General features: G+C 67.6%; 26 protein-coding genes and 2 tRNA genes. 12 read left to right on the top strand and 16 right to left on the bottom strand.

What is annotated here, in order from left to right; genetic code table 11:
• Window positions 1-132: 132 nt before the first annotated feature.
• From acpP to NP80_RS18445, 7 genes are all read right to left on the bottom strand, one after another.
• Window positions 133-372 (bottom strand): acyl carrier protein, encoded by a 240-nt coding sequence (gene acpP, locus NP80_RS18475; RefSeq protein ID WP_004197638.1) that lies wholly within the window; start codon window positions 370-372, stop codon window positions 133-135.
• A gap of 144 nt (window positions 373-516) precedes the next feature.
• On the bottom strand, window positions 517-1,266 hold the full coding sequence (gene fabG, locus NP80_RS18470) for a 3-oxoacyl-ACP reductase FabG (RefSeq protein WP_006401271.1): 750 nt from the start codon (window positions 1,264-1,266) through the stop codon (window positions 517-519).
• A gap of 36 nt (window positions 1,267-1,302) precedes the next feature.
• Window positions 1,303-2,235 carry an ACP S-malonyltransferase gene (fabD, locus tag NP80_RS18465; RefSeq protein ID WP_035489317.1) on the bottom strand — a complete coding sequence of 311 codons (933 nt, stop codon included), beginning with the start codon at window positions 2,233-2,235 and terminating at the stop codon, window positions 1,303-1,305.
• Window positions 2,236-2,315: 80 nt separating this feature from the next.
• A complete protein-coding gene (locus tag NP80_RS18460; protein ID WP_006401273.1) occupies window positions 2,316-3,305 on the bottom strand; it encodes a beta-ketoacyl-ACP synthase III in 990 nt (329 codons plus the stop codon).
• The gene (plsX, locus tag NP80_RS18455; RefSeq protein WP_006408136.1) at window positions 3,306-4,412 is read right to left on the bottom strand and encodes a phosphate acyltransferase PlsX; all 1,107 of its coding nucleotides are present in this window, start codon (window positions 4,410-4,412) and stop codon (window positions 3,306-3,308) included. It lies immediately after the preceding gene.
• A gap of 129 nt (window positions 4,413-4,541) precedes the next feature.
• Window positions 4,542-4,721, bottom strand: coding sequence for a 50S ribosomal protein L32 (rpmF, locus tag NP80_RS18450; RefSeq protein ID WP_006401275.1), 180 nt, complete (start codon window positions 4,719-4,721; stop codon window positions 4,542-4,544).
• A 96-nt stretch (window positions 4,722-4,817) separates the two neighbouring features.
• Window positions 4,818-5,453 carry a DUF177 domain-containing protein gene (locus tag NP80_RS18445; RefSeq protein ID WP_006408135.1) on the bottom strand — a complete coding sequence of 212 codons (636 nt, stop codon included), beginning with the start codon at window positions 5,451-5,453 and terminating at the stop codon, window positions 4,818-4,820.
• Window positions 5,454-5,638: 185 nt separating this feature from the next.
• On the opposite strand from NP80_RS18445, the gene NP80_RS18440 reads away from it, so the two are divergent.
• Both NP80_RS18440 and NP80_RS18435 read left to right on the top strand, forming a co-directional pair.
• Complete coding sequence (locus tag NP80_RS18440) at window positions 5,639-6,268, top strand: Maf-like protein (RefSeq protein ID WP_006401277.1); 630 nt, start codon at window positions 5,639-5,641, stop codon at window positions 6,266-6,268.
• Complete coding sequence (locus tag NP80_RS18435) at window positions 6,265-6,987, top strand: SAM-dependent methyltransferase (protein WP_006408134.1); 723 nt, start codon at window positions 6,265-6,267, stop codon at window positions 6,985-6,987. The genes NP80_RS18440 and NP80_RS18435 overlap by 4 nt, the downstream gene beginning before the upstream one ends.
• An 84-nt stretch (window positions 6,988-7,071) precedes the next feature.
• Here the strand turns inward: NP80_RS18435 and NP80_RS18430 are convergent, their stop codons facing one another.
• From NP80_RS18430 to NP80_RS18415, 4 genes are read right to left on the bottom strand one after another with little or no spacing between them, the layout of a single operon-like run.
• A complete protein-coding gene (locus NP80_RS18430; RefSeq protein WP_006408133.1) occupies window positions 7,072-8,064 on the bottom strand; it encodes a S49 family peptidase in 993 nt (330 codons plus the stop codon).
• A 12-nt stretch (window positions 8,065-8,076) separates the two neighbouring features.
• The gene (locus NP80_RS18425) at window positions 8,077-8,475 is read right to left on the bottom strand and encodes a Rieske (2Fe-2S) protein (RefSeq protein WP_006408132.1); all 399 of its coding nucleotides are present in this window, start codon (window positions 8,473-8,475) and stop codon (window positions 8,077-8,079) included.
• Window positions 8,472-9,131 carry an HAD-IA family hydrolase gene (locus tag NP80_RS18420; protein WP_006401281.1) on the bottom strand — a complete coding sequence of 220 codons (660 nt, stop codon included), beginning with the start codon at window positions 9,129-9,131 and terminating at the stop codon, window positions 8,472-8,474. Before NP80_RS18420 ends, NP80_RS18425 begins: the two co-directional genes overlap by 4 nt.
• A gap of 5 nt (window positions 9,132-9,136) precedes the next feature.
• Window positions 9,137-10,141 carry an RluA family pseudouridine synthase gene (locus tag NP80_RS18415; protein WP_012467543.1) on the bottom strand — a complete coding sequence of 335 codons (1,005 nt, stop codon included), beginning with the start codon at window positions 10,139-10,141 and terminating at the stop codon, window positions 9,137-9,139.
• 721 nt (window positions 10,142-10,862) lie between these two features.
• Here NP80_RS18415 and NP80_RS18410 point away from each other — a divergent pair.
• The 6 genes from NP80_RS18410 to NP80_RS18385 all read left to right on the top strand — a co-directional run bounded on the left by NP80_RS18410 (window position 10,863) and on the right by NP80_RS18385 (window position 18,118).
• Entirely contained in the window at window positions 10,863-14,024 is a 3,162-nt protein-coding gene (locus NP80_RS18410; RefSeq protein WP_006408131.1) for an Rne/Rng family ribonuclease, read from the top strand.
• Window positions 14,025-14,157: 133 nt separating this feature from the next.
• The gene (gene moaA, locus NP80_RS18405) at window positions 14,158-15,270 is read left to right on the top strand and encodes a GTP 3',8-cyclase MoaA (RefSeq protein ID WP_006401284.1); all 1,113 of its coding nucleotides are present in this window, start codon (window positions 14,158-14,160) and stop codon (window positions 15,268-15,270) included.
• 20 nt (window positions 15,271-15,290) lie between these two features.
• Entirely contained in the window at window positions 15,291-15,911 is a 621-nt protein-coding gene (mobA, locus tag NP80_RS18400; protein WP_006401285.1) for a molybdenum cofactor guanylyltransferase MobA, read from the top strand.
• Between the two features lie 111 nt (window positions 15,912-16,022).
• Window positions 16,023-17,315: a molybdopterin molybdotransferase MoeA gene (moeA, locus tag NP80_RS18395; RefSeq protein WP_006411654.1), complete on the top strand. Its 1,293-nt coding sequence runs from the start codon at window positions 16,023-16,025 to the stop codon at window positions 17,313-17,315.
• Between the two features lie 45 nt (window positions 17,316-17,360).
• The gene (locus tag NP80_RS18390; RefSeq protein ID WP_006401288.1) at window positions 17,361-17,636 is read left to right on the top strand and encodes a hypothetical protein; all 276 of its coding nucleotides are present in this window, start codon (window positions 17,361-17,363) and stop codon (window positions 17,634-17,636) included.
• Window positions 17,633-18,118 (top strand): GNAT family N-acetyltransferase, encoded by a 486-nt coding sequence (locus tag NP80_RS18385; protein WP_006401289.1) that lies wholly within the window; start codon window positions 17,633-17,635, stop codon window positions 18,116-18,118. The genes NP80_RS18390 and NP80_RS18385 overlap by 4 nt, the downstream gene beginning before the upstream one ends.
• Window positions 18,119-18,236: 118 nt before the next feature.
• Here the strand turns inward: NP80_RS18385 and NP80_RS18380 are convergent, their stop codons facing one another.
• The 5 genes from NP80_RS18380 to pncB form a co-directional block, all read right to left on the bottom strand.
• Window positions 18,237-19,715 carry a DNA recombination protein RmuC gene (locus tag NP80_RS18380; protein WP_006408129.1) on the bottom strand — a complete coding sequence of 493 codons (1,479 nt, stop codon included), beginning with the start codon at window positions 19,713-19,715 and terminating at the stop codon, window positions 18,237-18,239.
• Entirely contained in the window at window positions 19,712-20,701 is a 990-nt protein-coding gene (locus NP80_RS18375) for a 2-hydroxyacid dehydrogenase (RefSeq protein WP_006401291.1), read from the bottom strand. Before NP80_RS18375 ends, NP80_RS18380 begins: the two co-directional genes overlap by 4 nt.
• An 81-nt stretch (window positions 20,702-20,782) precedes the next feature.
• Window positions 20,783-22,213 (bottom strand): sodium:proton antiporter, encoded by a 1,431-nt coding sequence (locus NP80_RS18370; protein WP_006411659.1) that lies wholly within the window; start codon window positions 22,211-22,213, stop codon window positions 20,783-20,785.
• 40 nt (window positions 22,214-22,253) lie between these two features.
• A complete protein-coding gene (locus NP80_RS18365) occupies window positions 22,254-22,916 on the bottom strand; it encodes a LutC/YkgG family protein (protein ID WP_006411655.1) in 663 nt (220 codons plus the stop codon).
• Between the two features lie 89 nt (window positions 22,917-23,005).
• Window positions 23,006-24,205 (bottom strand): nicotinate phosphoribosyltransferase, encoded by a 1,200-nt coding sequence (gene pncB / locus NP80_RS18360; RefSeq protein ID WP_006401294.1) that lies wholly within the window; start codon window positions 24,203-24,205, stop codon window positions 23,006-23,008.
• Window positions 24,206-24,457: 252 nt separating this feature from the next.
• Here pncB and fdxA point away from each other — a divergent pair, with 252 nt between their 5' ends.
• The 4 genes from fdxA (at window position 24,458) to NP80_RS18340 (ending at window position 25,690) form a co-directional block, all read left to right on the top strand.
• Window positions 24,458-24,781, top strand: coding sequence for a ferredoxin FdxA (gene fdxA / locus NP80_RS18355; protein WP_012213808.1), 324 nt, complete (start codon window positions 24,458-24,460; stop codon window positions 24,779-24,781).
• Between the two features lie 97 nt (window positions 24,782-24,878).
• A tRNA-Asn gene (locus NP80_RS18350) sits at window positions 24,879-24,954 on the top strand.
• Window positions 24,955-25,023: 69 nt separating this feature from the next.
• Window positions 25,024-25,099, top strand: a tRNA-Asn gene (locus NP80_RS18345).
• A 108-nt stretch (window positions 25,100-25,207) separates the two neighbouring features.
• Entirely contained in the window at window positions 25,208-25,690 is a 483-nt protein-coding gene (locus NP80_RS18340; protein WP_006408127.1) for a CreA family protein, read from the top strand.
• Window positions 25,691-25,715 lie beyond the last annotated feature (25 nt).

Raw genomic sequence — 25,715 nt, 5'->3', positions numbered from 1 at the left:
ACAAAAGCCACAGTGGCCACAGGAACCAGCCCTGCGAGCCCTGTGGCTGTTAGTCCGTCCGGCGAGGATGCCGGCAGGATGGCGCGTCAAACGCGAAAATCGCGGCGACGTGACAGACGAGCGCGGCTGCGCTTACGCCTTGACGTTCGCGCGAGCGTAGTCGATCGCTTGCTGAACCGTCGTGATCTTCTCCGCCTCTTCGTCCGGGATTTCCATGCCGAACTCGTCTTCCAGAGCCATCACCAGTTCGACGGTGTCGAGCGAGTCGGCGCCCAGGTCGTTCACGAACGAAGCTTCGTTCTTGATCTCGGCTTCGGCGACGCCCAGCTGTTCGGCGACGATCTTCTTGACACGTTGTTCGATGTTGTCCATTACCCCTCCGAGGGAAAGTTCAGATTTACAAGTGCGCGCATTTTATCAGGTTTGCCCAAGGCAAAACGCGCGTTGGCTTGATGGTCGATCAAGCGCCGATCCGCCTGAAAAACGGGATACGGCGCGGATGGTAAACGAAAATGCTCAAGACATGTACATGCCGCCGTTCACGTGCAGCGTCGTGCCGGTGATGTAACCGGCCTGCGGCGATGCGAGGAACGCGACGGCGTGTGCAATGTCTTCCGGGCTGCCGAGGCGGCCGAGCGGAATCTGCGTTTTCAGTGCGGCCTGCTGCTCTTCCGGCAGCGTCTTCGTCATGTCGGTATCGATGAAGCCAGGCGCGACGCAGTTCACGGTGATGCCGCGGCTGCCGATCTCACGCGCGAGCGCACGCGTCATGCCCGCCACGCCGGCCTTCGCGGCCGCGTAGTTCGCCTGGCCCGGATTGCCGGCCGAACCGACCACCGACGTGATGTTGATGATGCGGCCGCCGCGCGCCTTCATCATCGGACGCAGCACCGCACGCGACAGGCGGAACACCGACTTCAGGTTCGTATCGATCACCGCGTCCCAGTCCTCGTCCTTCATGCGCATCGCGAGTTGATCCTGCGTGATGCCGGCATTGTTGACGAGCACGTTCAGCGCGCCGAACTCCTTCACGGTCGCGTCGATCAGCGCTTCGGCGGCGGCGGCGTCGTTGACGTTCAGCACCGCGCCGCGGCCCGTCACGCCGGCCTCCGCGAAGGCAGCCGTGATCGCGGCGGCGCCCGACTCGCTCGTCGCCGTGCCGATCACCGTCGCGCCGAGGCGCGCGAGTTCGAGCGCAATCGCACGGCCGATGCCGCGCGATGCGCCGGTCACGATCGCGACCTGTTTATCGAGAGTCTTTTCCATGAATCGAATATCCATCTCTTGAGGAACGGCGCCGCGTTACGCGGTCACCAGCTTGAGCGCTTCGTCGAGCGACGCCGGATCGAACACCGATGCGCCCGTCAGGTTGCCGTCGATGCGCTTCGTCAGGCCCGCGAGCACCTTGCCCGGCCCGCATTCGATCACGTGCGTGACGCCCGTGCCCGCGATGTGCTTCACGCATTCGACCCAGCGCACGGGCCCCGCCGCCTGGCGCACGAGCGCGTCCTTGATCGCGGCCGGATCGCTGACGACCGCGACGTCGATGTTGTTCACCACCGGAATCTGCGGCGCCTTCACCTCGACGTTCGCCAGATAGTCGCGCAGCTGATCCGACGCGGGCTTGAGCAGCGACGAGTGGAACGGCGCGGACACCGGCAGCGGCAGCGCGCGCTTCGCGCCCTTCGCCTTCGCGACTTCGCATGCCTTTTCGACGGCCGCCTTCGCGCCCGCGATCACGACCTGCGCCGGTGCATTGAAGTTCACGGCTTCGACCACGCCTTCGCTCGACGCTTCCGCGCACACGGCGCGCACGGTATCGTCATCGAGGCCGAGGATCGCGGCCATCCCGCCCTGACCGACCGGCACCGCGGTCTGCATCGCCTGCGCACGGAAGCGCACGAGCGGCACCGCGTCCTTGAACGCGATCGCACCGGCGGCGACGAGCGCAGTGTATTCGCCGAGGCTGTGCCCCGCGACGATCGACGGCGCCGGACCGCCCGCCTGCTGCCACGCGCGATAGCACGCATAGGCGGCCGTCAGCATCACCGGCTGCGTATTCGTCGTCAGATTCAGTTCTTCGGCAGGGCCTTCGGCGATTAGCTTGCCGAGATCCTGGTTCAGCGCATCGGACGCTTCCTGCAGCGTCTCGCGCACGACGGCGAGATCGGCGAATGCGTTCAGCATGCCGACGGACTGCGAGCCCTGCCCCGGAAAAACGAATGCAAATTTCATATCGTCCCCAATTGAATCGGTTCGAGCGGCGCGCACGAACGGCGCGCCGAAGGGAGCGCGCGCCATGCGCGCGCGACGGATCAGTAGCGGAAGACCGACGCGCCCCACGTGAAGCCGCCGCCGACGCCTTCGATCAGCACGTGCTGACCGCGCTGGATGCGGCCGTCGCGCACCGCGGCATCGAAGGCGAGCGGAATCGACGCGGCGGACGTGTTGCCGTGCTCGCCGACCGTCACGACCATGCGTTCCTGCGGCAGCCCGAGCTTGCGGCACGTGCTCGTCATGATCCGGATGTTGGCCTGATGCGGAATCAGCCAGTCGACCTGCTCGGGCGCGAGATTTGCCTTCGCGAGCGCTTCGATCGCGACCTTCTCGAGCACGTTGACCGCGAGCTTGAACACGGCTTGTCCGTCCATGTGCAGGAACGCGCTGCCGTCGATCACGCCGCGGTTCACGTTGCCCGGCGTGCACAGGATGTGCGAATAGCTGCCGTCCGCGTGCAGCGCGCTGCCGAGCACGCCCGGCTCTTCGGAGGCGGACAGGATCACCGCGCCCGCGCCGTCGCCGAACAGCACACAGGTGGTGCGGTCCTTGAAATCGAGAATGCGCGAGAACGTCTCCGCGCCGACGACGAGCGCCGTGCGGTGCTGGCCGCTGCGGATGAAGCTGTCGGCCGTCGCCATCGCATACGCGAACCCCGAGCACACGGCCTGAACGTCGAACGCCGCCCCGCCGTTCTTGATGCCGAGCTTGTTCTGCAGCAGGCACGCGGTGCTCGGAAACACGAAATCGGGGGTCGAAGTCGCGACGATGATCAGGTCGATCGACTGCGGATCGATATCGGCCGCCTCGATCGCGCGGCGCGACGCCTCGAGCGCGAGATCGCTCGTCGTCACGTCCGGCGCGGCGAAATGGCGCGCGTGGATGCCCGTGCGTGCCACGATCCATTCATCGCTCGTCTCGATACCTTCCTTCGCAAGACGATCGGCGAGCTGCTGGTTCGTGACACGGTCGGGCGGCAGATAGCTGCCCGTGCCGAGCACGCGGGAATAGAGAGTCGATTGGGCCATTTATGCTTTAGAGGATTGCGCAGCGGAAGGTTCGGCGTGATGGCCTGCGGCCGGGCTCGCGGGGCCCGCACCGCCTGCGTCGTGTTCGCCGTCGCCGAGCGACACCGAATTGTCCGCCATCGCGCGCGTGAGGCGCTCCAGCACGCCGTTTTTGACGGCATCATACCCGCGTTTGATCGCCCACTCAAACGCGTACGCGTCGGCCGAACCGTGGCTCTTGATCACGAGGCTCTTCAGCCCCAGCAGCGCCGCGCCGTTGTACTGTCGATGGTCGACGCGCTTCTTGAAGCGCATCAGCACGGGCAGCGCGAGCAGCGCCATCAGCTTCGACAGCAGCGAACGGCCGAACTCCTCGCGGATGATGTCGGAGAGCATCTGCGCGAGCCCTTCCGACGTCTTCAGCGCGACGTTGCCGACGAAGCCGTCGCAGACGATCACGTCCACGGTGCCCTTGTAGATGTCGTTGCCTTCGACGTTGCCGCGGAAATTGAGCGTGCTCGCGCGCAGCAGTTCGCCGGCGCGCTTGATCGTCTCGTTGCCCTTGATCACTTCTTCGCCGATGTTCAGCAGGCCGATCGTCGGTCGGTCCTTGCCTTCGAGCGCCGCGACGAGCGCGTGGCCCATCTCCGCGAACTGCAGCAGATGCTGCGGTTCGCAGTCGACGTTCGCACCGAGGTCGAGCATCATCGTGTAGCCGGTCGGATTCGGCAGCGAGAACGCGATCGCGGGCCGCTCGATACCGGGCAGCGTCTTCAGCACGTAACGCGACACGGCCATCAGCGCGCCGGTGTTGCCGGCCGAGATGCACGCCTGCGCCTCGCCGTCCTTCACGTGATTCAGCGCGACGCGCATCGAAGAATCCTTCTTCTTGCGCAGCGCGACTTCGACAGGATCGTCCATCGCCACGACTTCGGTGGCGGGCACGATGGACAGCGCGGGATCGTCGAGGGCTTTCAGCTTCTTGAGCTGCGCGCGGATCGCGCTTTCGATGCCGACGAGCATCAGATGCGCATCGGGATGCGCACGAACGAACTTGACTGCCGCGGGAACGGTCACGGACGGGCCGTGGTCGCCTCCCATGCAGTCGATTGTGAGCTTTACGGTCATGGAATGCGACGAATTTCAGGCACAAAAAAGCGGCAGTTGAATGCCACCTTTTTGTTGAGCCAGGAAAGTGTCAAGCGAACCAGTTGTCACGCGAACGGCCATCGTAGCGCGCAACGCACGAGGAGACGCTTAGTCGTTCTTCGTCTTGACGACTTTCTTGCCGCGATAGTAGCCGTTCGGGCTGATGTGGTGACGCAGATGCACTTCACCCGTGCTCGGCTCGACTGCCAGCGGCGCTGCCGTCAGGAAATCGTGCGAACGATGCATGCCGCGCTTCGACGGCGACTTCTTGTTTTGCTGGACTGCCATGACTAACTCCTAAAAATTTTCCGGATTCTAACACAGCCCGATCCGGCGCTTAACTACCCTGGCCCACGGCCCTTACGCCTTCCCGCGCCACACTGCTCAGTGTTTCTTGCTGCCGTCCCCGCCCTTCTTCAGCGCTTCGAGCGCTGCGAACGGATTCGGCCGTTTGCCTTCGTCCCCGGCGTCGTCGGACTCCTCGTCCGCCTCTTCCGAAGGACCGCTCGCACCCGACACGAGGCTTTCGTGAACCGCCGGGCAAACCTCGTGCTTGGGCACGAGCGGCAGCGAAAGCAGCAACTCCTCCTCGATCAAGTCGACGAGATCGAACTGGCGCGAGCCCACGATCACATCGGCTTCATCGTCGTCGAGCGGAAATTCCTCGGCTTCTTCTTCGGTCGCGACGATCCGGTACACCATGTCGACGTCGAACGCCTGATCGTACGGGGTCATGCAGCGCTGGCACGTGAGCCATGCGTGGCCGTGCAGCGCGAGGCGCAGATACGGCTGCTGCCCGTCGGTGCCGTCGTCCTGCAGTTCCTTCTGCGTGAACCCCTCGGCCTGCCACGTGAATACCGTGTCGCGATCGGGCGCGTCCACCGGCACCTCGTTCAACATGCGCGGCAGTTGCGAGAGGCGCACCGCGCCTGCTGCCTGCCGCCCGCTGCGGGCGAATTCGAACAGGTCGACCGCGTGCGGATCGAGCGCTGCCGCAGGTTTGCCAGAAGAAGTGTTCATGTGCGCTCCCTGCAAGTCGATCCGGCTTGGCGCCGCGTACTTCCGAAGACCCGGCCGGCACCTGAACGGGAGCCTGCCGATGAAAAGCGGGAAAGCATACCTGTTTTACCTTTTTCAGTCAATCACTTAAGCTTGCGTCCGCGCAACGTCGCGCAAGCCCCGACGACTCACCGATTCCATCGACCATGCCGGATACCGTTTGCCGCCCGCCGCGGCTGATTCTCGCCTCCAGTTCCCGCTACCGCCGCGCGCTGCTCGAGCGCCTCGCCGTACCGTTCGACGTCGTGTCGCCCGACCTCGACGAAACGCCGCTCGCCGGCGAAACGCCCGCTGCGACCGCGCTGCGCCTTGCGGCCGCGAAAGCGCGCGCGGTGGCCGCGACGATCGACGCGCCCGACGGCGTGCTCGTGATCGGGTCGGACCAGGTCGCCACCTTCGACGGGCTGCAGATCGGCAAGCCCGGCACGCATGAACGCGCGCTCGCGCAGCTCGTGTCGATGCAGGGACGCGAAGTCGAATTCCACAGCGCGCTGAGCCTCTACGACAGCCGCACCGGCGAAGTGCAGACCGAGGACGTCGTGACGCGCGTGCGCTTCCGCTCGCTGCCCGAAGCCGAGCTCGACGCCTATCTGCGCGCCGAAACGCCGTACGACGTGGCCGGCAGCGCGAAATCCGAAGGGCTCGGCATCGCGCTGCTCGATGCGATCGATTCGGACGATCCGACCGCGCTCGTCGGCCTGCCGCTGATCGCGCTGACGCGGATGCTGCGCGCCGTCGGCTATCCGCTGTTCGCAGCGCAAGGAGCACGCGCATGACGGCCGGCACGCTATATCTCGTCCCCAATACGCTCGGCGAAGGCGACGCGTCGATGCTCGCCGCCGTGCTGCCTGCCGCCGTGCAGGCGCGCGCCGGCACGCTCGGCTACTACATCGGCGAAAACGCGAAGACGACGCGCGCGTTCCTGAAGAAGATCGGCACGTCGCGGCCGATCCAGGACATCGAGATCCGCGAACTGAACGTCAATACGCCGGCCGGCGAGGTCGACCGGCTGCTCGCGCCGGTACTGGCCGGCACGGACGCGGGGCTCGTCTCGGAAGCCGGCTGTCCGGCCGTCGCCGACCCGGGCGCGTTGCTCGTGCGACGCGCGCACGAACGCGGCGTGAAGGTCGTGCCGCTCGTCGGGCCGAGCTCGATTCTGCTCGCACTGATGGCGTCGGGGCTGAACGGCCAGAGTTTCGCGTTCAACGGCTATCTGCCGGTCGACGCGGCCGCGCGTGCCAAGCGACTGCGCGAACTCGAGCAGGTCTCGCGCAAGGCGCGCCAGACGCAGATCTTTATCGAGACACCCTACCGGAACCAGGCGATGCTCGACACGCTCGTCGCGACGTGCGCGCCGTCGACGCAGATCTGCGTCGCGGCCGATCTGACGCTCGCGACCGAGACGATCGCGACGCGCACGGCGGCCGACTGGAAAAAGGCGCCTGCGCCGAATCTGCACAAGCGCCCTGCGATTTTCCTGCTGCTCGCGCACTGAGGCGGCACCCGGCGCCGCGGCATGCGGCGCCGGGGCCCGATCGCCGAATCCGCCGGCCGCCGCCGCGCGACGCCGCCCCGCCCGTCAGCGCAACTGAACCGACGCGCCGGCGGCCGTCAACGCCTTCATCGCGGCGCCGCCGACGGCCGCGCCGAACTTGCGTGCGACGCGGTTCGTCAGGCTTTCCTTGACCGTATAGTCGACGAGATCCGGTGCCTTGATGACCTCGCGTGCGACGGAGTCGGTCGTGCCGTAGCCGTCGGCGAGACCGAGCTCGACGCTCTTCTCGCCGGTCCAGAACAGCCCGGAGAACATGTCGGGCGTTTCGTGCAGCCGCTTGCCGCGGCCGTCCTTCACCGCCTTGATGAACTGCGCGTGGACCTGATCGAGCAGTTCCTGCGCATGCGCGTCCATCTTCGGCGTTTCCGGCGAGAACGGATCGTAAAAGCCCTTGTTTTCGCCCGACGTATGCAGCCGGCGCTCGACGCCGAGCTTGCCCATCAGCCCGGTGAAGCCGAAGCCGTCCATCAGCACGCCGATCGACCCGACGATGCTCGCCTTGTCGACGAAGATCTTGTCGGCCGCGGACGCGATGTAATAGCCGCCCGACGCGCACATGTCGGTCACGACCACGTACAGCGGCTTGTCCGGATACTTGCCGCGCAGGCGCCGGATCTCGTCGTAAACCATCCCGGCCTGCACGGGGCTGCCGCCCGGGCTGTTGATCCGCAGCACGACGCCGGCCGTGCCGTCGTCCTCGAATGCGGCGTCGAGCGCGGTGTTGATGTCCTCGGCGTTCGCATTGGTGCCGGCCGCGATTTCGCCGTCGATCGTCACGAGCGCCGTGTGCCGCCCGCCCGACGCGAATTTCGCGTCGCTCGAGAAGTCGATCAGCGCGAATGCGAACAGCAGGAACACCGCGAGAAACGCGAAGCGGAAGAAGATCTTCCAGCGCCGTGCCGCGCGCTGCTCTTTGACGGCCGCGAGCGCGATCCGCTCGAGCGCGGCGCGCTCCCAGTTCAGCTCGCGATTGTCGGGGCGGGACGAGGATTCGGGGAAATTCGGTTGATCGGTCATGCAGGATTGTCGTCAGTCTTGCGTGGCGGGACGCAGGTCCGCGTCGGGAAGCCAGAATACCGCACGCCCGTCGGGCGTGTCGCGCTCGTCGACTTCGACCGGCCGCAGCCGCCCGCCGCGGCACGGGCCGCCGACGCACTGCCCCGTGTCGGGCGCGTAAATCGCGCCGTGCGTCGCGCACATCAGATAGAGCCCCGACGATTCGAAGAACTGGCCCTCGGCCCAGTCGAGCTCCATCGGCACGTGCGCGCAGCGGTTCAGATAGCCGTAGGCGCGGCCGTCGTAGCGCACGAAGAACACGACCGCCTGCTCGCCGCGCAGCGTCGCGTCGACGCGCACGCCGGCGCCGCCGTCGACCAGCGCGTCCGACGCGCAGACGCGCACCGCGTCCGTAGCGGGCGCCGCGCTCATGCGTGCTCCCTGAGCCATTCGGCCAGCGCGTTGACGTCGGGCGCGACGAAGCGCGGCGCGAGCGCGGCCAGCGCGTCGGCGGTATGCGCGCCGTACGCGACGCCGACGCCGGCCGCCCCGGCGCTCGCGGCCATCTGCAGGTCGTGGGTCGTGTCGCCGATCATCACGGTGCGCGCCAGATCCTGCCCCAGTTCGCGGGACAGCTCGTGCAGCATGGCCGGATGCGGCTTCGAGAACGTTTCGTCCGCGCAGCGCGTCGCGTCGAACAGGCTCGTCAGCTTCGACTGGTCGAGCACGCGATTCAGCCCGACGCGGCCCTTGCCGGTCGCGACCGCGAGCAGGTAGCCGAGGTCGCGCAGTTCCGCGAGCAGTTCCCGCACGCCGGCGAACAGCTCGATGCGCTGATCGTCGAGCAGATAGTGATAGCGGTAGCGCTCGGCGAGCCGCGGATAATCGGACGGATCGAGCGTCGGCGCCGTGATGCGCAGCGCGTCGCGCAGCCCGAGCCCGATCACGTAGCGCGCGGATTCGTCGGACGGTTTCGGCAGACCGAGATCGCGGCATGCGGCCTGGATGCTGTGCGCGATGTGCGCGGTCGAATCCATCAGCGTGCCGTCCCAGTCGAAGACGATCAGATCAAATTGCTGTCGGGGCATGCGGTTCAGGCGGTATCGCGCAGTGCGCTCAGTTGATCGAGAAAGTGCCGGCATTCGGCCGGCAGCGGCGCGTCGAACTGCAGCGCGTCGCCGCTCAGCGGATGCGCGAGCCGCAGCCGATGCGCGTGCAGGAACATCCGTTTCAGCGACGGTTGCGCATTCGCGCGCGCCAGCGCCTTGTTCAGTGCGAAATCGCCATACTTCGCGTCGCCGACGATCGGCAGACCGAGATGCGCGAGGTGCACGCGAATCTGATGGGTCCGACCCGTTTTGAGTTCCGCTTCGACGAGCGCATAGTCGGGCCAGCGCTCGACGAGATTGAATACGGTGTGCGACGCGAGGCCGTCGTCCTGCACGCGCACGCGGCGCTCGCCGTCCGCGGTCGTGTACTTGAACAGCGGCGCCTTGACCGCGCGGCGACGGCCCCAGTCGGCCTGCCATTCGCCGTGCACGCAGGCGAAATAGCGCTTGTCGATGCGGTTTTCGCGGATCTGCTCGTGCAGCGCGACGAGTGCGGTACGCTTTTTCGCGAGCATCAGCACGCCGGACGTCTCGCGGTCGAGCCGGTGCACGAGTTCGAGGAATTTCGCGCGCGGGCGCGCCTGCCGGAGCTGCTCGATCACGCCGAACGCGACACCGCTGCCGCCGTGCACGGCGACGCCGGCCGGCTTGTCGATCACGAGCATCGCGTCGTCTTCGAACAGCACGTCGAACTGCGCGGGCGGCACGATGGGCGCGTCGGCGCGCGCCAGGTCGGCCGCGGCCACGCGCACGGGCGGCACGCGCACGACGTCGCCGAACGCGAGCCGGTACTGCGCATCGACGCGCCCCTTGTTCACGCGCACTTCGCCGCTGCGCAGGATCCGGTAAATATGGCTTTTCGGCACGCCCTTGCAGACGCGCAACAGGAAATTGTCGATCCGCTGACCGGCTGCACTTTCGTCGATCTGGATCATGGAGACCTGACCGCTTGCGACCGAATTCTGGGATATTTTGCCTAACTCATTCATACTGAATATAATTTTGCCCAGCCTGACGTTGCGGGCGGCCTGATCGGCCGACCCGGCCCAACCGGGCAAGGCGCAAGCGCAAACCGTCATTTTACTTGCGCCGGGGGTCCGCTGCTCGCCCCTTATCAAAGAGAAGCAGCAAGTTGCACGCACGGCGCCGACCGTCGGCAAGGATCGCGCCCACAGGCGGATTCGGTCGGCAAGGCGCCGCGGTAACGGAAAGTTGGTTGAAAAGAATTTGATTGGCAGCGCGGCGGCGCGACATGTGTCCGCACGGGCTGCCGGTTGCGAAAATTACGGCGTTGCGCCCGATTTGGCCCCGCGAAGCGTGCGGGGCTTGGCGACGTCAAACCAAGGAAGTACACCCCAAGCGGGAAAGTCGGGCTGGATTCGATACTCCCCGCTGCGGCCCAAGCCGCAGCATCTGCCGCCCGTCGGCGCGCGCGACGCATTGCGCGCGCCCGTGGCAATGCCGGTCTCAGGCTTAGCGCGCTTTCGCAGCGTGCGGTGTGTGGACGCCGTGCTTTGAAGCCGTGTTCGCAGGTGCCCTATGGCCGCCGGCCCGTCGTTCGGGTCCAAGCGCCTCTTCAGGCAATTCTCCCCGCCATCGTTCCCGCTCCAGCGTGCTTGTGACAACACAACAAGGTGCGGCCTGCCGTCGTGTCCGCCCTCGCGCCTGACAACCGCGAGGCGCCGCCTGCAGAGCCGCCTGGAGTCGTTCATGAAACGCATGCTGTTCAATGCGACGCAGCAGGAGGAGCTGCGCGTCGCCATCGTCGATGGGCAAAAGCTCATCGACATCGACATCGAGACAGCCGGGCGCGAACAGCGCAAAGGCAATATCTACAAGGGTGTCGTCACGCGCATCGAGCCGTCGCTCGAAGCGTGCTTCGTCAACTACGGCGAAGACCGTCACGGCTTCCTGCCGTTCAAGGAAGTCGCCCGCCAGTACTTCAAGGACGGCGTCGACATGCGCTCGGCGCGCATCCAGGACGCGCTGCGCGAAGGCCAGGAACTGATCGTTCAGGTCGAAAAGGAAGAGCGCGGCAACAAGGGCGCCGCCCTCACCACGTTCATCTCGCTCGCCGGCCGCTACCTCGTGCTGATGCCGAACAACCCGCGCGGCGGCGGCGTGTCGCGCCGGATCGAGGGCGACGAGCGTCAGGAACTGCGCGAAACGATGGCGCAGCTGCAGATTCCGGACGGCATGAGCATGATCGCCCGCACCGCGGGGATCGGCCGCAGCGCCGAGGAACTGCAGTGGGACCTGAACTACCTGCTGCAGCTCTGGCGCGCGATCGAAGCCGCATCGCAAAGCGGCAATCCCGGCCAGCCGATGCTGATCTATCTGGAATCGAGCCTCGTGATCCGCGCGATCCGGGACTATTTCCAGCCCGACATCGGCGAAATCCTGATCGACACGACCGAGATCTACGATCAGGCCCGCGCATTCATGGACATCGTGATGCCGGACAACGTGTCGAAGGTGAAGCGCTACCACGACGACGTGCCGCTGTTCTCGCGCTTCCAGATCGAGCACCAGATCGAAACGGCCTACTCGCGCACGGTGCCGCTGCCGTCGGGCGGCGCGATCGTGATCGACCACACCGAAGCGCTCGTCGCGATCGACGTGAACTCGGCGCGCGCCACCAAGGGCGCCGACATCGAGGAAACGGCGACCCGCACGAACCTCGAAGCGGCCGACGAAGTCGCCCGCCAGCTGCGCCTGCGCGACCTCGGCGGCCTGATCGTGATCGACTTCATCGACATGGAGTCGGCGAAGAGCCAGCGCGAAGTCGAGCAGCGCCTGAAGGACGCGCTCAAGCATGACCGCGCGCGCGTCCAGATGGGCAAGATCTCGCGCTTCGGCCTGATGGAGCTGTCGCGCCAGCGTCTGCGTCCGGCGCTGTCGGAAGGCAGCCACGTGACCTGCCCGCGCTGCAACGGCACGGGCCACATCCGCGACACCGAATCGTCCGCGCTGCAAGTGCTGCGGATCATTCAGGAAGAAGCGATGAAGGAAAACACCGCGGCGATCCACTGCCAGGTGCCGGTCGAAGTGACCGCCTTCCTGCTCAACGAAAAGCGTCAGGAAATCAACAAGATCGAGTCGCGCTTCAAGGTCGGCATCGTGCTGATCCCGAACAAGCACCTCGACACGCCGCACTACAAGCTCGAACGCCTGCGTCACGATGACGCACGCCTCGACGATCCGCGTGCCTCGTGGAAGATGGCCGAGGAAGCGGCGCGCGAACTGGAGTCGGAAACCGGCTACAGCAAGCGCGCGGCCGACGTGAAGCCGAAGCAGGAAGCGGCGGTCAAGGGCATCACGCCCGAGCGTCCGGCACCGAGCGCGGCCCCGCAGCGTCCGGTCGAGCCGACAGCGGCACCGGCCCCCGCGCCGGTCGCGCAGCCGAGCGGCGGCTTCATCGGCTGGCTGAAGGGCCTGTTCGGCATGTCGGCCGCTCCGGCGCCCGCGCCGGTCGCACCGGCACCGGCGAAGGAACAGGCGGCCCGTCCGGCCCGCGAACGCACCGAGAAGACCGAGCAGCGCGGCGAACGCGGCGGCGATCGCAACCGCAATCGTCGCGGCGGCAACGGGCAGCAGGCGCCAGGCGGTCGCGACCAGGCGGCCGCAGGCCGCGGCCAGCCGCAACGTCAGGAACGCGAAGGCAAGGAAGCGCGCGAGCCGCGTGAAGGTCGCGAGGGTCGTGAAGGTCGCGAGAACCGCGAAGCTCGCGAAGGCCGTGAGGGTCGCGAAGGCCGCGCACCGCGCGAAGCACGCGAACCGCGCGAGAACCGCGAGCCGCGTGAAGCCCGTGAACCGCGCGAGCGCGCCGAGCAGCCGGAGGCCGTCGAGTCCGCCCGCGGCGAGCGCCAGGAACGCGGCGAGCGTCGCGAGCGCGGCGAACGCCGCAAACCGCAGCATGCGGCGACGCTGGAAACCGTGAACCGCGGCGAAAGCCATCCGGAACAGGACGCCGACAAGGCGGCCGCCGCCGCCCTGCCGGGCGCGGACGTCGCAGCGGATGCCGAAGCCGGCGCGCGTGACGGCGAAGAGCGCCGCCGCCGCCGCCGCGGCCGTCGCGGCGGTCGTCGCGAGCGTGACGAGGAAGGCGCAGTGGTCGATCAGGCCGAAGCGGGCCTCGACGGCGAAGCCGCCGCGCAGCCGGCGGCGCACGAAGCGCCGGCGGCCGCCGAGCCGGCCCACGCGAACGCGCCGGCTACCGTCGCGGCAGCCGCTGCGGCCGGTGTGATCGTCGCCGAGACGGTCGTCGAACAGCGTGCCGAATCGGTCGCGGTCGATACGCCGTCGGCTCCGGCACATGCCGACAGTGACTCCGTCGCCGTCGCCGAACCGGTCGTCGCCGCCGCACCCGCTGCGGCACCGGCCCCGGTCGTCGCACCGGCCGCCGACGTCGAAGCGGGCCCCGTTGCGCTCGCCGTTTCGCCGACCGACGCGTTCGAAGTGCCGGCCGGCGTGGAAGCGCCGGTTGCCGTCGACGTGCAGCCGGCCGACACGGCAGTCGTTGCCGAGGCAGCGCCGGCCGTGGCGGCACCGGCAGTATCGGCCGCACCGGCTGTCGCACCGGCGCCGGTCGAAGCAGCACCGGTCGAACCGGTCGCGGCTCCGGCTCCTGCACCGGCTGCCGCTTCGGCACCCGCCGTCGCCCAGCCTTCCGCCGCGCCCGCTTCGGCGAGCCTGGAAGCCGTGCTGCAGCAGGCGGGCCTCGTGTGGGTGAATACCGACGCGGAGAAGCTGCGTGCGGCGCAGGAAGCCGCATCGCGTCTGCCGCGCCCGGTGCGCACGCCGCGCGAGCGCAAGCCGCTGCCGCCGGTCGACACGACGCCGATGCAGCAGGTCGAGACGACGCACCGCTAAGCGGCGCATCGTCCGTCCCAGAAAAGCCCGCCCGCCGGCGGGCTTTTTCACATCCGCGCTACGGGTTTCCGCTCACGCGGCCCGGCGCGCGGCTTACGGCTAAAATACAGGCTTGGTTCGCCTATCTTTCAACATGTCCCGACGCATCATTCCTCTCGCCGACGTCAGCGGCGTGCCGGACGTTTCCGGCGTGCCGCACGCGCCGGACGGCACGCTCGCCGACACGTTCGGCCGGCCGCTGCGCGACCTGCGCATCTCGGTGACGGATCGCTGCAACTTCCGCTGCGTGTACTGCATGCCACGCGAGGTCTTCGGCAAGGACTATCCGTTCCTGCCGCACAGCGCGCTGCTCACGCACGAGGAGATCGAGCGCGTCGCGCGGATCTTCGTCGCGCACGGCGTCGAAAAGATTCGCATCACCGGCGGCGAGCCGCTGCTGCGCAAGAACCTCGAGTTCCTGATCGAGCGGCTCGCACGCCTGACCACGCGCGACGGCCGCCCGCTCGACCTCACGCTGACGACCAACGGCTCGCTGCTGGCACGCAAGGCGCGCGCGCTGAAGGACGCCGGCCTCACGCGCGTGACGGTCAGCCTCGACGCGCTCGACGATGCGCTGTTCAAACGGATGAACGACGCGGACTTCGCGAGCGCCGACGTGCTCGACGGCATCTTCGCCGCGCAGGCCGCAGGGCTCGCGCCCGTGAAGGTCAACATGGTCGTGAAGCGCGGCACGAACGACACCGAGATCCTGCCGATGGCCGAGCGCTTTCGCGGCACCGGCGTGATCCTGCGCTTCATCGAATACATGGACGTCGGCACGTCGAACGGCTGGAACATGACCGAGGTGCTGCCGTCGGCCGACGTCGTCGCGCGGATCGCCGAGCGCTTCCCGCTCGTGCCGCTCGAGCCGCATACGGCCGCCGAAACCGCGCAGCGCTGGGGCTACGCGGACGGCAGCGGCGAAATCGGCGTGATCTCGAGCGTCACGCAGGCGTTCTGCGGCGACTGCACGCGCGCGCGGCTGTCGACCGAAGGCAAGCTCTATCTGTGCCTGTTCGCGTCGAGCGGCCACGATCTGCGTGCGCTCGTGCGCGGCGGCGCGACCGACGCCGAGATCGCGACCGCGATCGCGCGCATCTGGCATGCACGCACCGACCGCTACTCGCAGCTGCGCGGCAGCGCCGCCGCGGCGGACGCGGCCGACGGCGCGCGCAAGCGCGTCGAGATGTCGTACATCGGCGGCTGAACGGGCCGTCGCTTTGCACGATGTCCGCTTCCTCCGCCCGCCCCCCGATCGCCGGCCTGCTGCTCGCCGGCGGCCGCGCGACCCGCATGGACGGCGTCGACAAGGGACTGCAACAGCTCGACGATGTGCCGCTCGCGCTGCACGTGCTGCGCCGGCTCGCCCCGCAGGTCGACGAGGTGCTGATCAGCGCGAATCGCCATCTCGATCGCTACGCGACGCTCGGCGCGCCGTTCGGTGCGCGCGTCGTGCCCGACGACACGGCCGACTTCCCCGGCCCGCTCGCCGGGCTGCTGGCCGGCATGCGCGCCGCGAGCGCGCCGCTCGTCGCGTGTGCGCCGTGCGATTCCCCGTATCTGCCCGCCGATCTCGTCGCGGCGCTGCACGCGGCGCTCGATGCGCAGCATGCGGACATCGCGATGGCGGTCAGCGTCGACGCCCAAGGTGCACGCTCGCCGCAGCCGACGTTCGCGCTGCTGCGCACGTCGCTGGCCGTCGATCTCGCCGCGCGGCTCGCGGCCGGCGATCGCAAGGTGCGTGCGTGGTACGCGCGCCACAAGACGACCGAAGTCGAGTTTCATGACGAGCGTGCGTTTTACAATGCCAACTCCTGGCAGGAACTCGCCGCGCTAGCCCGCCGCTGACGGCGCCGGCGCCGCCGTTCCCGCGCGCCGCCCCGCCGCTCGCGACCGCGCCACGCACACTGCTCGCGCCTCCGGCCACGAACCCTGTACGCCTTGCGGCGCAGTCCGACGATGATCACGCAACCCTCGCCCGCTCCCCGAGCCGCACCCGATTCCGACCTGCCGCTGTCGCTCGCCGACGCGCAGGCGCTCGCCTGCCGTTTCGCGACACCGGTCGCCGCCAGCGAATCCGTGCCGTTGCGCGACGCGCTTCATCGCGTGCTCGCCGCCGACGTGCGCGCACCGTTCGACATTCCCGCGTACGACAATTCGGCGATGGACGGCTATGCGTTCGACGGCGGTGCGTGCGCGTCGGCGCACGGCGACGTCGCGATGCGCGTCGTCGGCACCGCGCTCGCCGGCCATCCGTTCGACGGCGCCGTGCCGGCCGGCGCATGCGTACGCATCATGACGGGTGCGCCGATGCCGGCCGGATGCGACACCGTGATTCCGCAGGAACGCGTGCATGTCGACGACGACGGAATCCGCTTCGCCGCACGCGAAATCGCGCGCGGCGCGAACTGCCGCAAGGCCGGCGAGGATCTCGCACGCGGTGCATGCGCGCTCGCGGCAGGCCGCATCCTGCGCGCCGCCGACATCGGCCTGCTCGCGTCGTTCGGCATCGCGCACGTGACGGTGCGACGCCGCGTGCGCGTCGCGGTGTTTTCGACCGGCGACGAATTGCGGGAGCCGGGCGCCGCGCTCGAACGCGGGGCGCTCTACGACAGCAATCGCGCGATGCTGATTGCGATGCTCGAACAGTTGCACGTCGACGTGCTCGATCTCGGCATCGTCCGCGACGATCCGGCCGCGCTCGAAGCAGCATTGCGCGACGCGGTCGCGCGCGATGCCGACGCGGTGATCACGTCGGGCGGCGTGTCGGTCGGCGAAGCGGATTTCACGCGCGACGTGATGGCGCGGCTCGGCGAAGTCACGTTCGCGAGCCTCGCGCTGCGCCCGGGCCGGCCGCTCGCCGTCGGCACGCTCGCGCGCGGCGACGGCGCACCGGGCCACGCGCTGTTCTTCGGGCTGCCCGGCAATCCCGTCGCCTCCGCTGTCACCTTCGACGCCATCGTGCGCGCGGCGCTGCTGACGCTCGCGGGCGCCTGCGTGCCGCCGCCGGCGATGTACACCGCGTACACCACGCAAGCGTTGAAAAAGCGCGCGGGCCGCACCGAATATCTGCGCGGCATCGCGACGCGCGCAGCGGACGGGCGCTGGCACGTCGCACCGGCCGGCTCGCAGAGCTCTGCATCGCTGAGCGGCCTCGCGGCCGCCAACTGTTTCATCGTCCTGGGCCACGATGCCGCGGCAGTCGACGCGGGCGCCCCGGTCGACATCCTGCCGTTCGGCAGCCTGATCTGACTCTGAATCCAACTATCGGTATCTCTCTACGGGGGCATTCTGCACATGAAGAAACAAATCTCGTCGATCGCCGCGGGGCAGACCGCGAAAGCGCTGATCCTCGTCTATCTGACGTTCAGCGTGCCGATCGTGCTGCTCGGCATCCTCGTCGCGTACGTGCGCTACGGGATGGTCGAACTGAGCACGATCCTGAGCGCGCTGCTGCTGAACGCCATCCTCGGCTTCGTGCTGCTATGGATCGCGTGCCACGCGTACAACTGGGTCGCATCGCGCTTCGGCGGCATCGAGATCGTGCTGTCCGACCCGCCGGAGGAAGCGTGAGCGACACGCCGCTGATCCGCGCGGCCGACGCGCGCGACGTCGGCGCGATCCTGGCGCTGATGCGCGAACTCGCCGAATTCGAAAAGCTCGCGCACCTGTTCGTCGCGACCGAGGCCGATCTGGCGGATGCCCTGTTCGGCGCGCATCCGGCCGCCGAAGCGCTCGTCGCCGAGCGCGACGGCGCGATCGTCGCGTATGCGCTGTTCTTCCATAACTACTCGACGTTCCTCGGCCGTCGCGGCCTCTATCTCGAGGATCTCTACGTGCAGCCGTCGCAGCGCGGCACCGGGCTCGGCACCGCAATGCTCAGGCAGCTCGCGGCGCTGGCGGTCGAGCGCCGCTGCGGCCGCTTCGAATGGTCGGTGCTCGACTGGAACCAGCGCGCGATCGACTTCTACGAGAAGATGGGCGCGACCGTGCTGCCCGACTGGCGCATCGTGCGCGTGACGGGCGATGCGCTCGACGCGCTCGCCGCACGCTAGGCGGCGTTCGCCCGTTCGATTCGAGCGCCGAAAGTAATACGCCCGAGCCGGTGCAAATCGGCTCGGGCGTGTCTCATGGGCAGGCGCCGCACCGGCACCGGCGTGTGCCGATACGTGGTCAGGTCTCGTCGGCGTCCGCGCCGTCCGCCGCTTCCGCGCCGAGCAGCCCGGCTGCCGCATCGCCGGGCAGCGCCTCGACCTGCTTCAGCTTGCGGTTCATCACGCGCGTGCGCTGCTCGGCCGCCTCGATCGAGCGCGTGACCGTCTCGAGCTGCGACTTCGTGCGTGCGAGCACGTCGCCGAACTTGCCGAACTCCGTCTTCACCGCGCCGAGCACCTGCCACACTTCGCTCGAGCGCTGCTCGATCGCGAGCGTACGGAACCCCATCTGCAGGCTGTTGAGCAACGCGGTCAGCGTGGTCGGGCCCGCCACCGTCACGCGATAGTCGCGCTGCAACAGATCGGTCAGGCCCGGACGACGCAGAATCTCAGCGTACAACCCTTCGGTCGGCAGGAACAGCAGCGCGAAATCGGTCGTGTACGGCGGCGCGACGTACTTCTCCGCGATCGTCCGCGCCTCGAGCCGCACGCGGGCCTCGAGCGCGCGCGCCGCGTCTTCGACCGCAACCGCATCCGCACGCTCCTGCGCATCGATCAGCCGCTCGTAATCCTCGCGCGGGAATTTCGCGTCGATCGGCAGCCAGACGGGCGGCGCATCGCGCACGCCCGCTTCGCGCCCCGGCAGCCGGATCGCGAACTCGACGCGCTCCGTGCTCTTCGGCACCGTCGCGACGTTCTTCGCATACTGATCGGGCGTCAGCATCTGTTCGAGCAGCGCCTCGAGCTGCACTTCGCCCCAGGTGCCGCGCGTCTTCACGTTGGTCAGCACCTTCTTCAGATCGCCGACGCCGGCCGCGAGCGTCTGCATCTCGCCGAGGCCGCGATGCACCTGCTCGAGCCGGTCGGACACGAGCTTGAACGATTCGCCGAGCCGCTGCTCGAGCGTCGCGTGCAGCTTCTCGTCGACGACGCGGCGCATCTCGTCGAGTTTCGCCGCGTTGTTGGTTTCGATGTCCTTGAGCCGCTGCTCGAGCGTCGCGCGCACTTCGCCGATGCGTCGATCGTTCGCTTCGGTCAGCTGCGTCAGTTGCCGATGCAACGTGTCGCCGAACACCCGGAGCGCCGCCGTCTGCTCTTCGCGCGCCTGCTGCGCGTGACGCAACATGCTGTCGCGCATCGCGTCGAACTGCTGCGCGTTGCCGGCGACCAGCGTCGCGAGCTGCTGCGCGAATCCTTCGATCTGGTTGTTCTGCACGGTCGCGACGCTCGTCAGCTGCGCCGCGAGCGTCTGCTGAAACTGCGCGAAACTGCCGCCCAGTTCGGTGCGCGCGCCGCGTGCGCTCTCGACGATCTCGCCGCGCAGCTCGCGTTCGAGCCGCTCCAGTGCGCGCGCCTGTGCGTGCGCCGCATCCTCGATCTGGTCGCCGAGCACGGCCGCGTCGTCGTGGCGGCCGCCGCCGCGCACCAGCGCGACGACCGCCACCGCCAGCGCGACGGCCAGCACGACGAGCGCGGCTACCAGCAACGCGATCGTCATGCGCGCGGCTTCCCGATCACGTCCGGGTTGATCGGATTCGGCGGCTGCCCGGCACGCGGCCCTTCGCCGAGCGCGGCGATCAGGTTGTCGGCCGCGAGGTTCGCCATCGCGCGGCGCGTCTTTTCCGTTGCGCTCGCGATGTGCGGCGTCAGCACGACGTTCGGCACTTCGAGCAGCGCCGGATGCACGTTCGGCTCGCCTTCGTAGACGTCGAGGCCGGCCGCCGCGATCGTGCCGTTGCGCAGCGCGGCCGCGAGCGCCGCGTCGTCGACGATCCCGCCGCGCGCGATGTTGGTCAGCGTCGCGGTCGGCTTCATCTTCGCGAGCTCGGCCGCGCCGATCGTGTGGTGGTTTTCCTTCGTATACGGCAGCACGAGCACGACGTGATCGGCACGCGCAAGCAGCGCGTCCTTCGACACGTACTCCGCGCCGAGCTCCGCCTCGATCTCGGGCGCGACGCGCGACCGGTTGTGGTAGATCACCTGCATCCCGAAGCCGCGCGCGCGACGCGCGAGCGCCTGGCCGATGCGGCCCATGCCGATCACGCCAAGCGTCGACCCGTAGATGTCGCTGCCGAGAAAGCCGTCGTAGGCCCACTTCTGCCAGTGGCCGGCACGCAGCCAGTGCTCGGATTCCGCGATCCGCCGCGCGGCGGCCATCATCAGCGCCCAGCCGAAATCGGCCGTCGACTCGTTCAGGACGTCGGGCGTGTTCGTCGCGAGCACGTTCGCCGCGTTGAACGCCGCCATGTCGAAGTTGTTGTAGCCGACCGCCATGTTCGACACGACGCGCAAGCGCGGCGCCGCCGCCAGCGTCGATGCGCCGACCGGATCGCCCGCCGTCAGCGCGCCGTCCTTGTCGGCGAGCCGCGCGGCGAGCGCGTCGGGTGCGAGTGCATCGCCGTTGTTCCAGTCGACGTCGAAATACTGCTTGAGCCGTTCGATCACGTCCGGAAAGATCGGACGCGCGACGAGGATCTTCTGCATCGCCATCTCCGCATGCGGCGGACGGCGCGCGACGCGACATGCGCCGCCGGAGCCGCCCGCGTGAGGTTGAAAATCGTCAGCTTACGCCGTGAAGAAGATCCACGACGTCAGCAGGAACACCGGCGCGAGTATCGCGACCGCCCAGCCGAGATACGCGAAAAAGCTCGGCATCTTCACGCCGCGCGACTCCGCGATCGCCTTCACCATGAAGTTCGGCGCATTGCCGATGTAGCTGTTCGCGCCCATGAACACCGCTCCGGCGGAAATCGCCGCGAGCGTCGTCGCGCCGGTCGTCATCAGCGCCTGGGCGTCGCCGCCCGCCAGGTTGAAGAACACGAGATAGGTGGGCGCGTTGTCGAGGAACGACGACAGCAGGCCGGTCGCCCAGAAATACATTGCGTCGATCGGCTTGCCGTCCGGTGCCGTGACGAGATGGACGATCGGCGCGAACGCACCGTCGGCGCCCGCGCGCAGAATCACGATCACCGGCGCAATCGTCACGAAGATGCCCGCGAACAGCTTCGCGACTTCCTCGATCGGCGCCCAGTTGAACGCGTTGCCTTCGCGCGCGGAACGCGGCGTCAGCGCGAGCGACGCGAGCGTCACGCCGATCAGCGCGACGTCGCGCACGAGGTTCTGCAGCGCGACGTGCGTGCCCCATACGTCGAACGCGATCCCCGGTTTCCAGATCCCGCTCATCAGCACGAGGCCGACCACGGCCGCCAGCAGCACGAAGTTGATCTTGCCGTCGATCGACAGCGCGCCGCCGTCGGGCGTCGGATCGAGCGCGGCCGGCCGCTCCTCGCCGCCTTTCCGGTAGAAGTACGTATCGAGCGCGAAGAACAGCGCGAGCAGCACGACGCAGATGAACAGCATCGGCAGCGCCAGATGCACCGTCGTCCAGAAGAAGCCGACGCCGTTCAGGAAGCCGAGGAACAGCGGCGGATCGCCGAGCGGCGACAGCGAACCGCCCGCATTCGCGACGAGGAAGATGAAGAAGATCACGACGTGCACGACGTGCTTGCGGTTGTCGTTGGCCCGCAGCAGCGGCCGGATCAGCAGCATCGCGGCGCCGGTCGTGCCCATCACGCTCGCGAGCAGCGTGCCCAGCGCGAGGATCGCGGTATTGAGCTTCGGCGTGCCGTGCAGATTGCCGTTCACGCAGATGCCGCCGGCGACCGTGTAAAGCGCGGTCAACAGCACGATGAACGGCACGTATTCCTCGAGCAGCGCATGCACGAGCGTGCCGAACGCGGTGCCCGCACCGAACGCGAACGCGAACGGCACGAGGAACACAACCGCCCACGCGGCGGCGATCTTGCCGAAATGGTGATGCCAGAACGCCGGTGCAACGAGCGGGAACAACGCGATGGACAGCAGGATCCCGGCGAACGGGATGCCCCAGAGTGCGGACAGCGTGGCGCCGTCGAGTGTCGCGGCCGAAGCGAACGCGGGCGCCGCGCCGAGCGCAGCCCCCGACGCCATGCCCGCCCACGCGGCATGTCGTTTCATGCGGAGTCTTCCTTGTGGTTGTTCGGTGCTGGCGAACGCGTCACGCGCCGCGTACGACGATCGCATGGACGCGATACGGACCGTGTGCGCCGAGCACGATGGTTTGTTCGATGTCGCCGGTGCGCGACGGACCCGACACGAAGTTGACCGCGCGCGGCAATTCGCCGCGCTCGGCGCGAATCAGCGCGAAGGCGTCTTCATGGCCGGCGACGATCCGCGATGCAGGGACGATCGCGATATGCGTTTCCGGCAGCAACCCCGCGGAGGCGTAGGTGTCGGGGCCGGACAGCAGCACGAGCGAGCCCGTTTCGGCCGTCGCGCAAAAGCAGCCGGTCAACCCGACGAGATCGCCGTCGACCGGCTTGCGGCATTCGACCGACAGCCCGGCCGCCGCCCAGTCGAGATCGGCCAGCGTGCGCCAGGCAATGGCGCGCATCGGCAGTTGCTGCGCGGACAGATAACGCGCGACGGCCGCCGGCACGTCGGCGAGCGAGCCGACTTCGTCGACGGTCGTCGCCATCGCGACCGCTTCCTGCATGAAGGCCGCGACGAGATCGTCGGGCACCGGCGGACGCGGCCCTTGCGGATGACGCGCGAGGTAGTCGGCGACGCCCTCGCGTTCCGCCGCATCCGGCTCGGCCGCGCGGCCCTGCGCCGCACGGATGCGCGCGAGGATGTGGCGACGGGCAGCGGAAGTGTCCATGAAGCGTCCTCGTGACGTTGGCGTTCGATACCGGCCGGATTATACCGGCCGCCTCTTCGCGCACGCACCTTCGGCCGTGCGGCCGGCGCTCACGACGCCGCGTCCTCGTCGGCCGGCTGCGCGATGCCGAACACCTGGCGCAGATACGCGAGATAGGCCTTGTCGTCGCACATGCTCTTGCCCGGCGAATCGGACAGCTTCGCGACCGGCTGCCCGTTGCAACGGACCATCTTGATCACGATCTGCAGCGGCACGTAGCCGAGATCGTTGGTCAGGTTCGTGCCGACGCCGAACGCGAGCTTGCAGCGGCCGCGGAATCGCTCGTACAGCTGCATCACCTTCGGGATGTCGAGCGCGTCCGAGAACACGAGCACCTTCGTGCGCGGGTCGCAGCGGTTCGCGTCGTAATGACGGATCATCCGCTCGCCCCACTCGAACGGGTCGCCCGAATCGTGACGCGCACCGTCGAACAGCTTGCAGAAGTACATGTCGAAGTCGTTCAGGAACGCGTCCATCCCGTAGACGTCCGACAGCGCGATCCCGAGGTCGCCGCGATATTCCTTCGCCCACATCTCGAAGCCGTAGGTCTGCGAGTCGCGCAGCCGCGGGCCGAGCGCCTGGCACGCCTGCAGGTATTCGTGCGCCATCGTGCCGAGCGGCGTGAGCCCGTGCTTCATCGCGTAGTAGACGTTGCTCGTGCCCGCGAACTGCGCGCCGAGCCCGTCGCGCAGCGTGAGCGCGACCTCCTCGTGCCAGACCTTCGAGAAGCGCCGGCGCGTGCCGTAGTCGGCGATCTTGCAATCGGCGAATTCGGGCTTCGCGCCGAGCAGCTTGATCTTCTCGCGCAGCCGCTCGCGGCCCTCGCGATAGTCGGGCTCGCGCTGCGTGTTGCGGAAATAGACTTCGTTGACGATCGCGAGCACCGGAATCTCGAACAGGATCGTGTGCAGCCACGGCCCCTTGATCTCGATGTCGATCTCGCCGTTGCCCTTCGGCGACGGCGTGATCGAAATGTATTTCTCGTTCAGATGGAACAGCGCGAGGAAGTCGACGAAATCGCTCTTGATGAAGCGCATCCGCCGCAGATAGTCGAGTTCGACGTCCGTGAAGCGCAGCGCACACAGCCCGCGCACCTCGTCGCGAATCTCGTCGATGTACGGCACGAGGTCGACGCCGGGCGTGCGGCACTTGAAGCGGTATTCGACGCTTGCGGCCGGGAAGTGATGCAGGACGACCTGCATCATCGTGAATTTGTAGAGATCCGTGTCGAGCAGCGAAGTGATGATCATGATGACGGCACCGCCAGTATCGTGACCAGTGCCGGCGCACCGCGCGCCGCCCGGTCTGCCGGCCATGTTACCCGAATGCGTGCCGGACCATCGCGAAACCGCCGGCGCGCGCTGCGCCCCATAAACTAATCACGAAACGGTATAAGCGGGAAAGCCGAGCACGCGATGCGGGTTTTGCGCATCAGTTACAATGCCGCTTTTGGCGTCAACGCCACCCCATATATACCGACACCGCCAAGCAGGAGCGTTTTAATGACTCACGTTGTGACCGAAGGCTGCATCAAGTGCAAATACACGGATTGCGTGGATGTGTGCCCGGTGGATTGCTTCCGTGAAGGTCCCAACTTTCTCGCCATCGATCCGGACGAGTGCATCGACTGCGCCGTGTGCGTCGCCGAGTGCCCGACCAATGCGATCTATGCCGAAGAAGACGTTCCGGGCGACCAGCAACAGTTCACCGCGCTGAACGCGGAACTCGCGAAGGTCTGGCCGTCGATCACGAAGACGAAGCCGGCACCGGCCGACGCGGACGAGTGGAAGGACGTGCAGGACAAGCTGCACCTGCTCGAGCGCTGATCGAACGGCGGCTGCAAAAAAATTTTAGTACGCAGCCGCTCGAAACTGTTGACAGCCTAGCCAACAGTCCATACAATCTCGTTTCTCTGCTGTTTGTTCCCCGATAGCTCAGTCGGTAGAGCGCCGGACTGTTAATCCGTAGGTCCCTGGTTCGAGCCCAGGTCGGGGAGCCAAAAACGCCAAAGGCCCGTTGCAGCAAGCGGGTTTTTCGATGGCGACGCAAACGCAGATAACCGATTTATTCCCCGATAGCTCAGTCGGTAGAGCGCCGGACTGTTAATCCGTAGGTCCCTGGTTCGAGCCCAGGTCGGGGAGCCAGACAGCGAAAGGCCCGTCATTCGACGGGCCTTTTGTTTTTCCGGCCCCGCCATCGCATCCGCAGCGCATGCTAGAGTTTCTGTCCCGCATTCGCCTCCGGTTCAGTCGATGAAGCCCCGTCTCCTTTCCGTCGTGTCCGCTACCCTGCTTGCCTGCTGCGCCGCCGCGCCGTTCGCGCATGCGGAGGAAGTCGGCAGCGTGAACACCCATTTCCGCGTGACGGGCTCCGACCGCGTGGTCGTCGAAGCGTACGACGATCCGGGCGTCGCCGGTGTCACGTGCTACGTGTCGCGCGCCCGCACGGGCGGCATCAAGGGCTCGCTCGGCATCGCCGAGGATCCGAGCGAAGCGTCGATCGCCTGCCGGCAGGTCGGCCCGATCAGCTTCAAGGAACCGCTGAAGCAGCAGACCGACGTGTTCAGCGAGCGCATGTCGTTCATCTTCAAGACGCTGCATGTCGTGCGCGTCGTCGACAAGAAGCGCAATACGCTCGTGTATCTGACCTACAGCGATCGCATCGTCAGCGGCAGCCCGAAGAATGCGGTCACCGCGGTGCCGGTGCCGCCGGGCACGACGATTCCGCTCAAGTAAGCGCATCGCGCGCGCTCGATCCGCC

It is taken from the genome of Burkholderia multivorans ATCC BAA-247 (assembly GCF_000959525.1).
GTDB classification, from domain to species: domain Bacteria; phylum Pseudomonadota; class Gammaproteobacteria; order Burkholderiales; family Burkholderiaceae; genus Burkholderia; species Burkholderia multivorans.
The sequence above is the reverse complement of the archived record's forward strand: the minus strand, read 5'-3'. Positions and strand labels throughout refer to the sequence as shown.

What these genes read in the sequence shown, in the direction of transcription:
- moaA (WP_006401284.1), top strand. Translation starts at nt 14,158, where the DNA reads ATGTCCCGACGCATCATTCCTCTCGCCGACGTCAGCGGCGTGCCGGAC.
- rpmF (WP_006401275.1), bottom strand. Translation starts at nt 4,721, where the DNA reads ATGGCAGTCCAGCAAAACAAGAAGTCGCCGTCGAAGCGCGGCATGCAT.
- fabD (WP_035489317.1), bottom strand. Translation starts at nt 2,235, where the DNA reads ATGAAATTTGCATTCGTTTTTCCGGGGCAGGGCTCGCAGTCCGTCGGC.
- NP80_RS18390 (WP_006401288.1), top strand. Translation starts at nt 17,361, where the DNA reads ATGAAGAAACAAATCTCGTCGATCGCCGCGGGGCAGACCGCGAAAGCG.
- NP80_RS18435 (WP_006408134.1), top strand. Translation starts at nt 6,265, where the DNA reads ATGACGGCCGGCACGCTATATCTCGTCCCCAATACGCTCGGCGAAGGC.
- NP80_RS18415 (WP_012467543.1), bottom strand. Translation starts at nt 10,141, where the DNA reads ATGAATGAGTTAGGCAAAATATCCCAGAATTCGGTCGCAAGCGGTCAG.
- fdxA (WP_012213808.1), top strand. Translation starts at nt 24,458, where the DNA reads ATGACTCACGTTGTGACCGAAGGCTGCATCAAGTGCAAATACACGGAT.
- fabG (WP_006401271.1), bottom strand. Translation starts at nt 1,266, where the DNA reads ATGGAAAAGACTCTCGATAAACAGGTCGCGATCGTGACCGGCGCATCG.
- NP80_RS18460 (WP_006401273.1), bottom strand. Translation starts at nt 3,305, where the DNA reads ATGGCCCAATCGACTCTCTATTCCCGCGTGCTCGGCACGGGCAGCTAT.
- acpP (WP_004197638.1), bottom strand. Translation starts at nt 372, where the DNA reads ATGGACAACATCGAACAACGTGTCAAGAAGATCGTCGCCGAACAGCTG.
- NP80_RS18340 (WP_006408127.1), top strand. Translation starts at nt 25,208, where the DNA reads ATGAAGCCCCGTCTCCTTTCCGTCGTGTCCGCTACCCTGCTTGCCTGC.
- NP80_RS18370 (WP_006411659.1), bottom strand. Translation starts at nt 22,213, where the DNA reads ATGAAACGACATGCCGCGTGGGCGGGCATGGCGTCGGGGGCTGCGCTC.
- moeA (WP_006411654.1), top strand. Translation starts at nt 16,023, where the DNA reads ATGATCACGCAACCCTCGCCCGCTCCCCGAGCCGCACCCGATTCCGAC.
- NP80_RS18365 (WP_006411655.1), bottom strand. Translation starts at nt 22,916, where the DNA reads ATGGACACTTCCGCTGCCCGTCGCCACATCCTCGCGCGCATCCGTGCG.
- NP80_RS18430 (WP_006408133.1), bottom strand. Translation starts at nt 8,064, where the DNA reads ATGACCGATCAACCGAATTTCCCCGAATCCTCGTCCCGCCCCGACAAT.
- NP80_RS18375 (WP_006401291.1), bottom strand. Translation starts at nt 20,701, where the DNA reads ATGCAGAAGATCCTCGTCGCGCGTCCGATCTTTCCGGACGTGATCGAA.
- NP80_RS18440 (WP_006401277.1), top strand. Translation starts at nt 5,639, where the DNA reads ATGCCGGATACCGTTTGCCGCCCGCCGCGGCTGATTCTCGCCTCCAGT.
- pncB (WP_006401294.1), bottom strand. Translation starts at nt 24,205, where the DNA reads ATGATCATCACTTCGCTGCTCGACACGGATCTCTACAAATTCACGATG.
- mobA (WP_006401285.1), top strand. Translation starts at nt 15,291, where the DNA reads ATGTCCGCTTCCTCCGCCCGCCCCCCGATCGCCGGCCTGCTGCTCGCC.
- NP80_RS18410 (WP_006408131.1), top strand. Translation starts at nt 10,863, where the DNA reads ATGAAACGCATGCTGTTCAATGCGACGCAGCAGGAGGAGCTGCGCGTC.
- NP80_RS18380 (WP_006408129.1), bottom strand. Translation starts at nt 19,715, where the DNA reads ATGACGATCGCGTTGCTGGTAGCCGCGCTCGTCGTGCTGGCCGTCGCG.
- NP80_RS18425 (WP_006408132.1), bottom strand. Translation starts at nt 8,475, where the DNA reads ATGAGCGCGGCGCCCGCTACGGACGCGGTGCGCGTCTGCGCGTCGGAC.
- NP80_RS18445 (WP_006408135.1), bottom strand. Translation starts at nt 5,453, where the DNA reads ATGAACACTTCTTCTGGCAAACCTGCGGCAGCGCTCGATCCGCACGCG.
- NP80_RS18420 (WP_006401281.1), bottom strand. Translation starts at nt 9,131, where the DNA reads ATGCCCCGACAGCAATTTGATCTGATCGTCTTCGACTGGGACGGCACG.
- plsX (WP_006408136.1), bottom strand. Translation starts at nt 4,412, where the DNA reads ATGACCGTAAAGCTCACAATCGACTGCATGGGAGGCGACCACGGCCCG.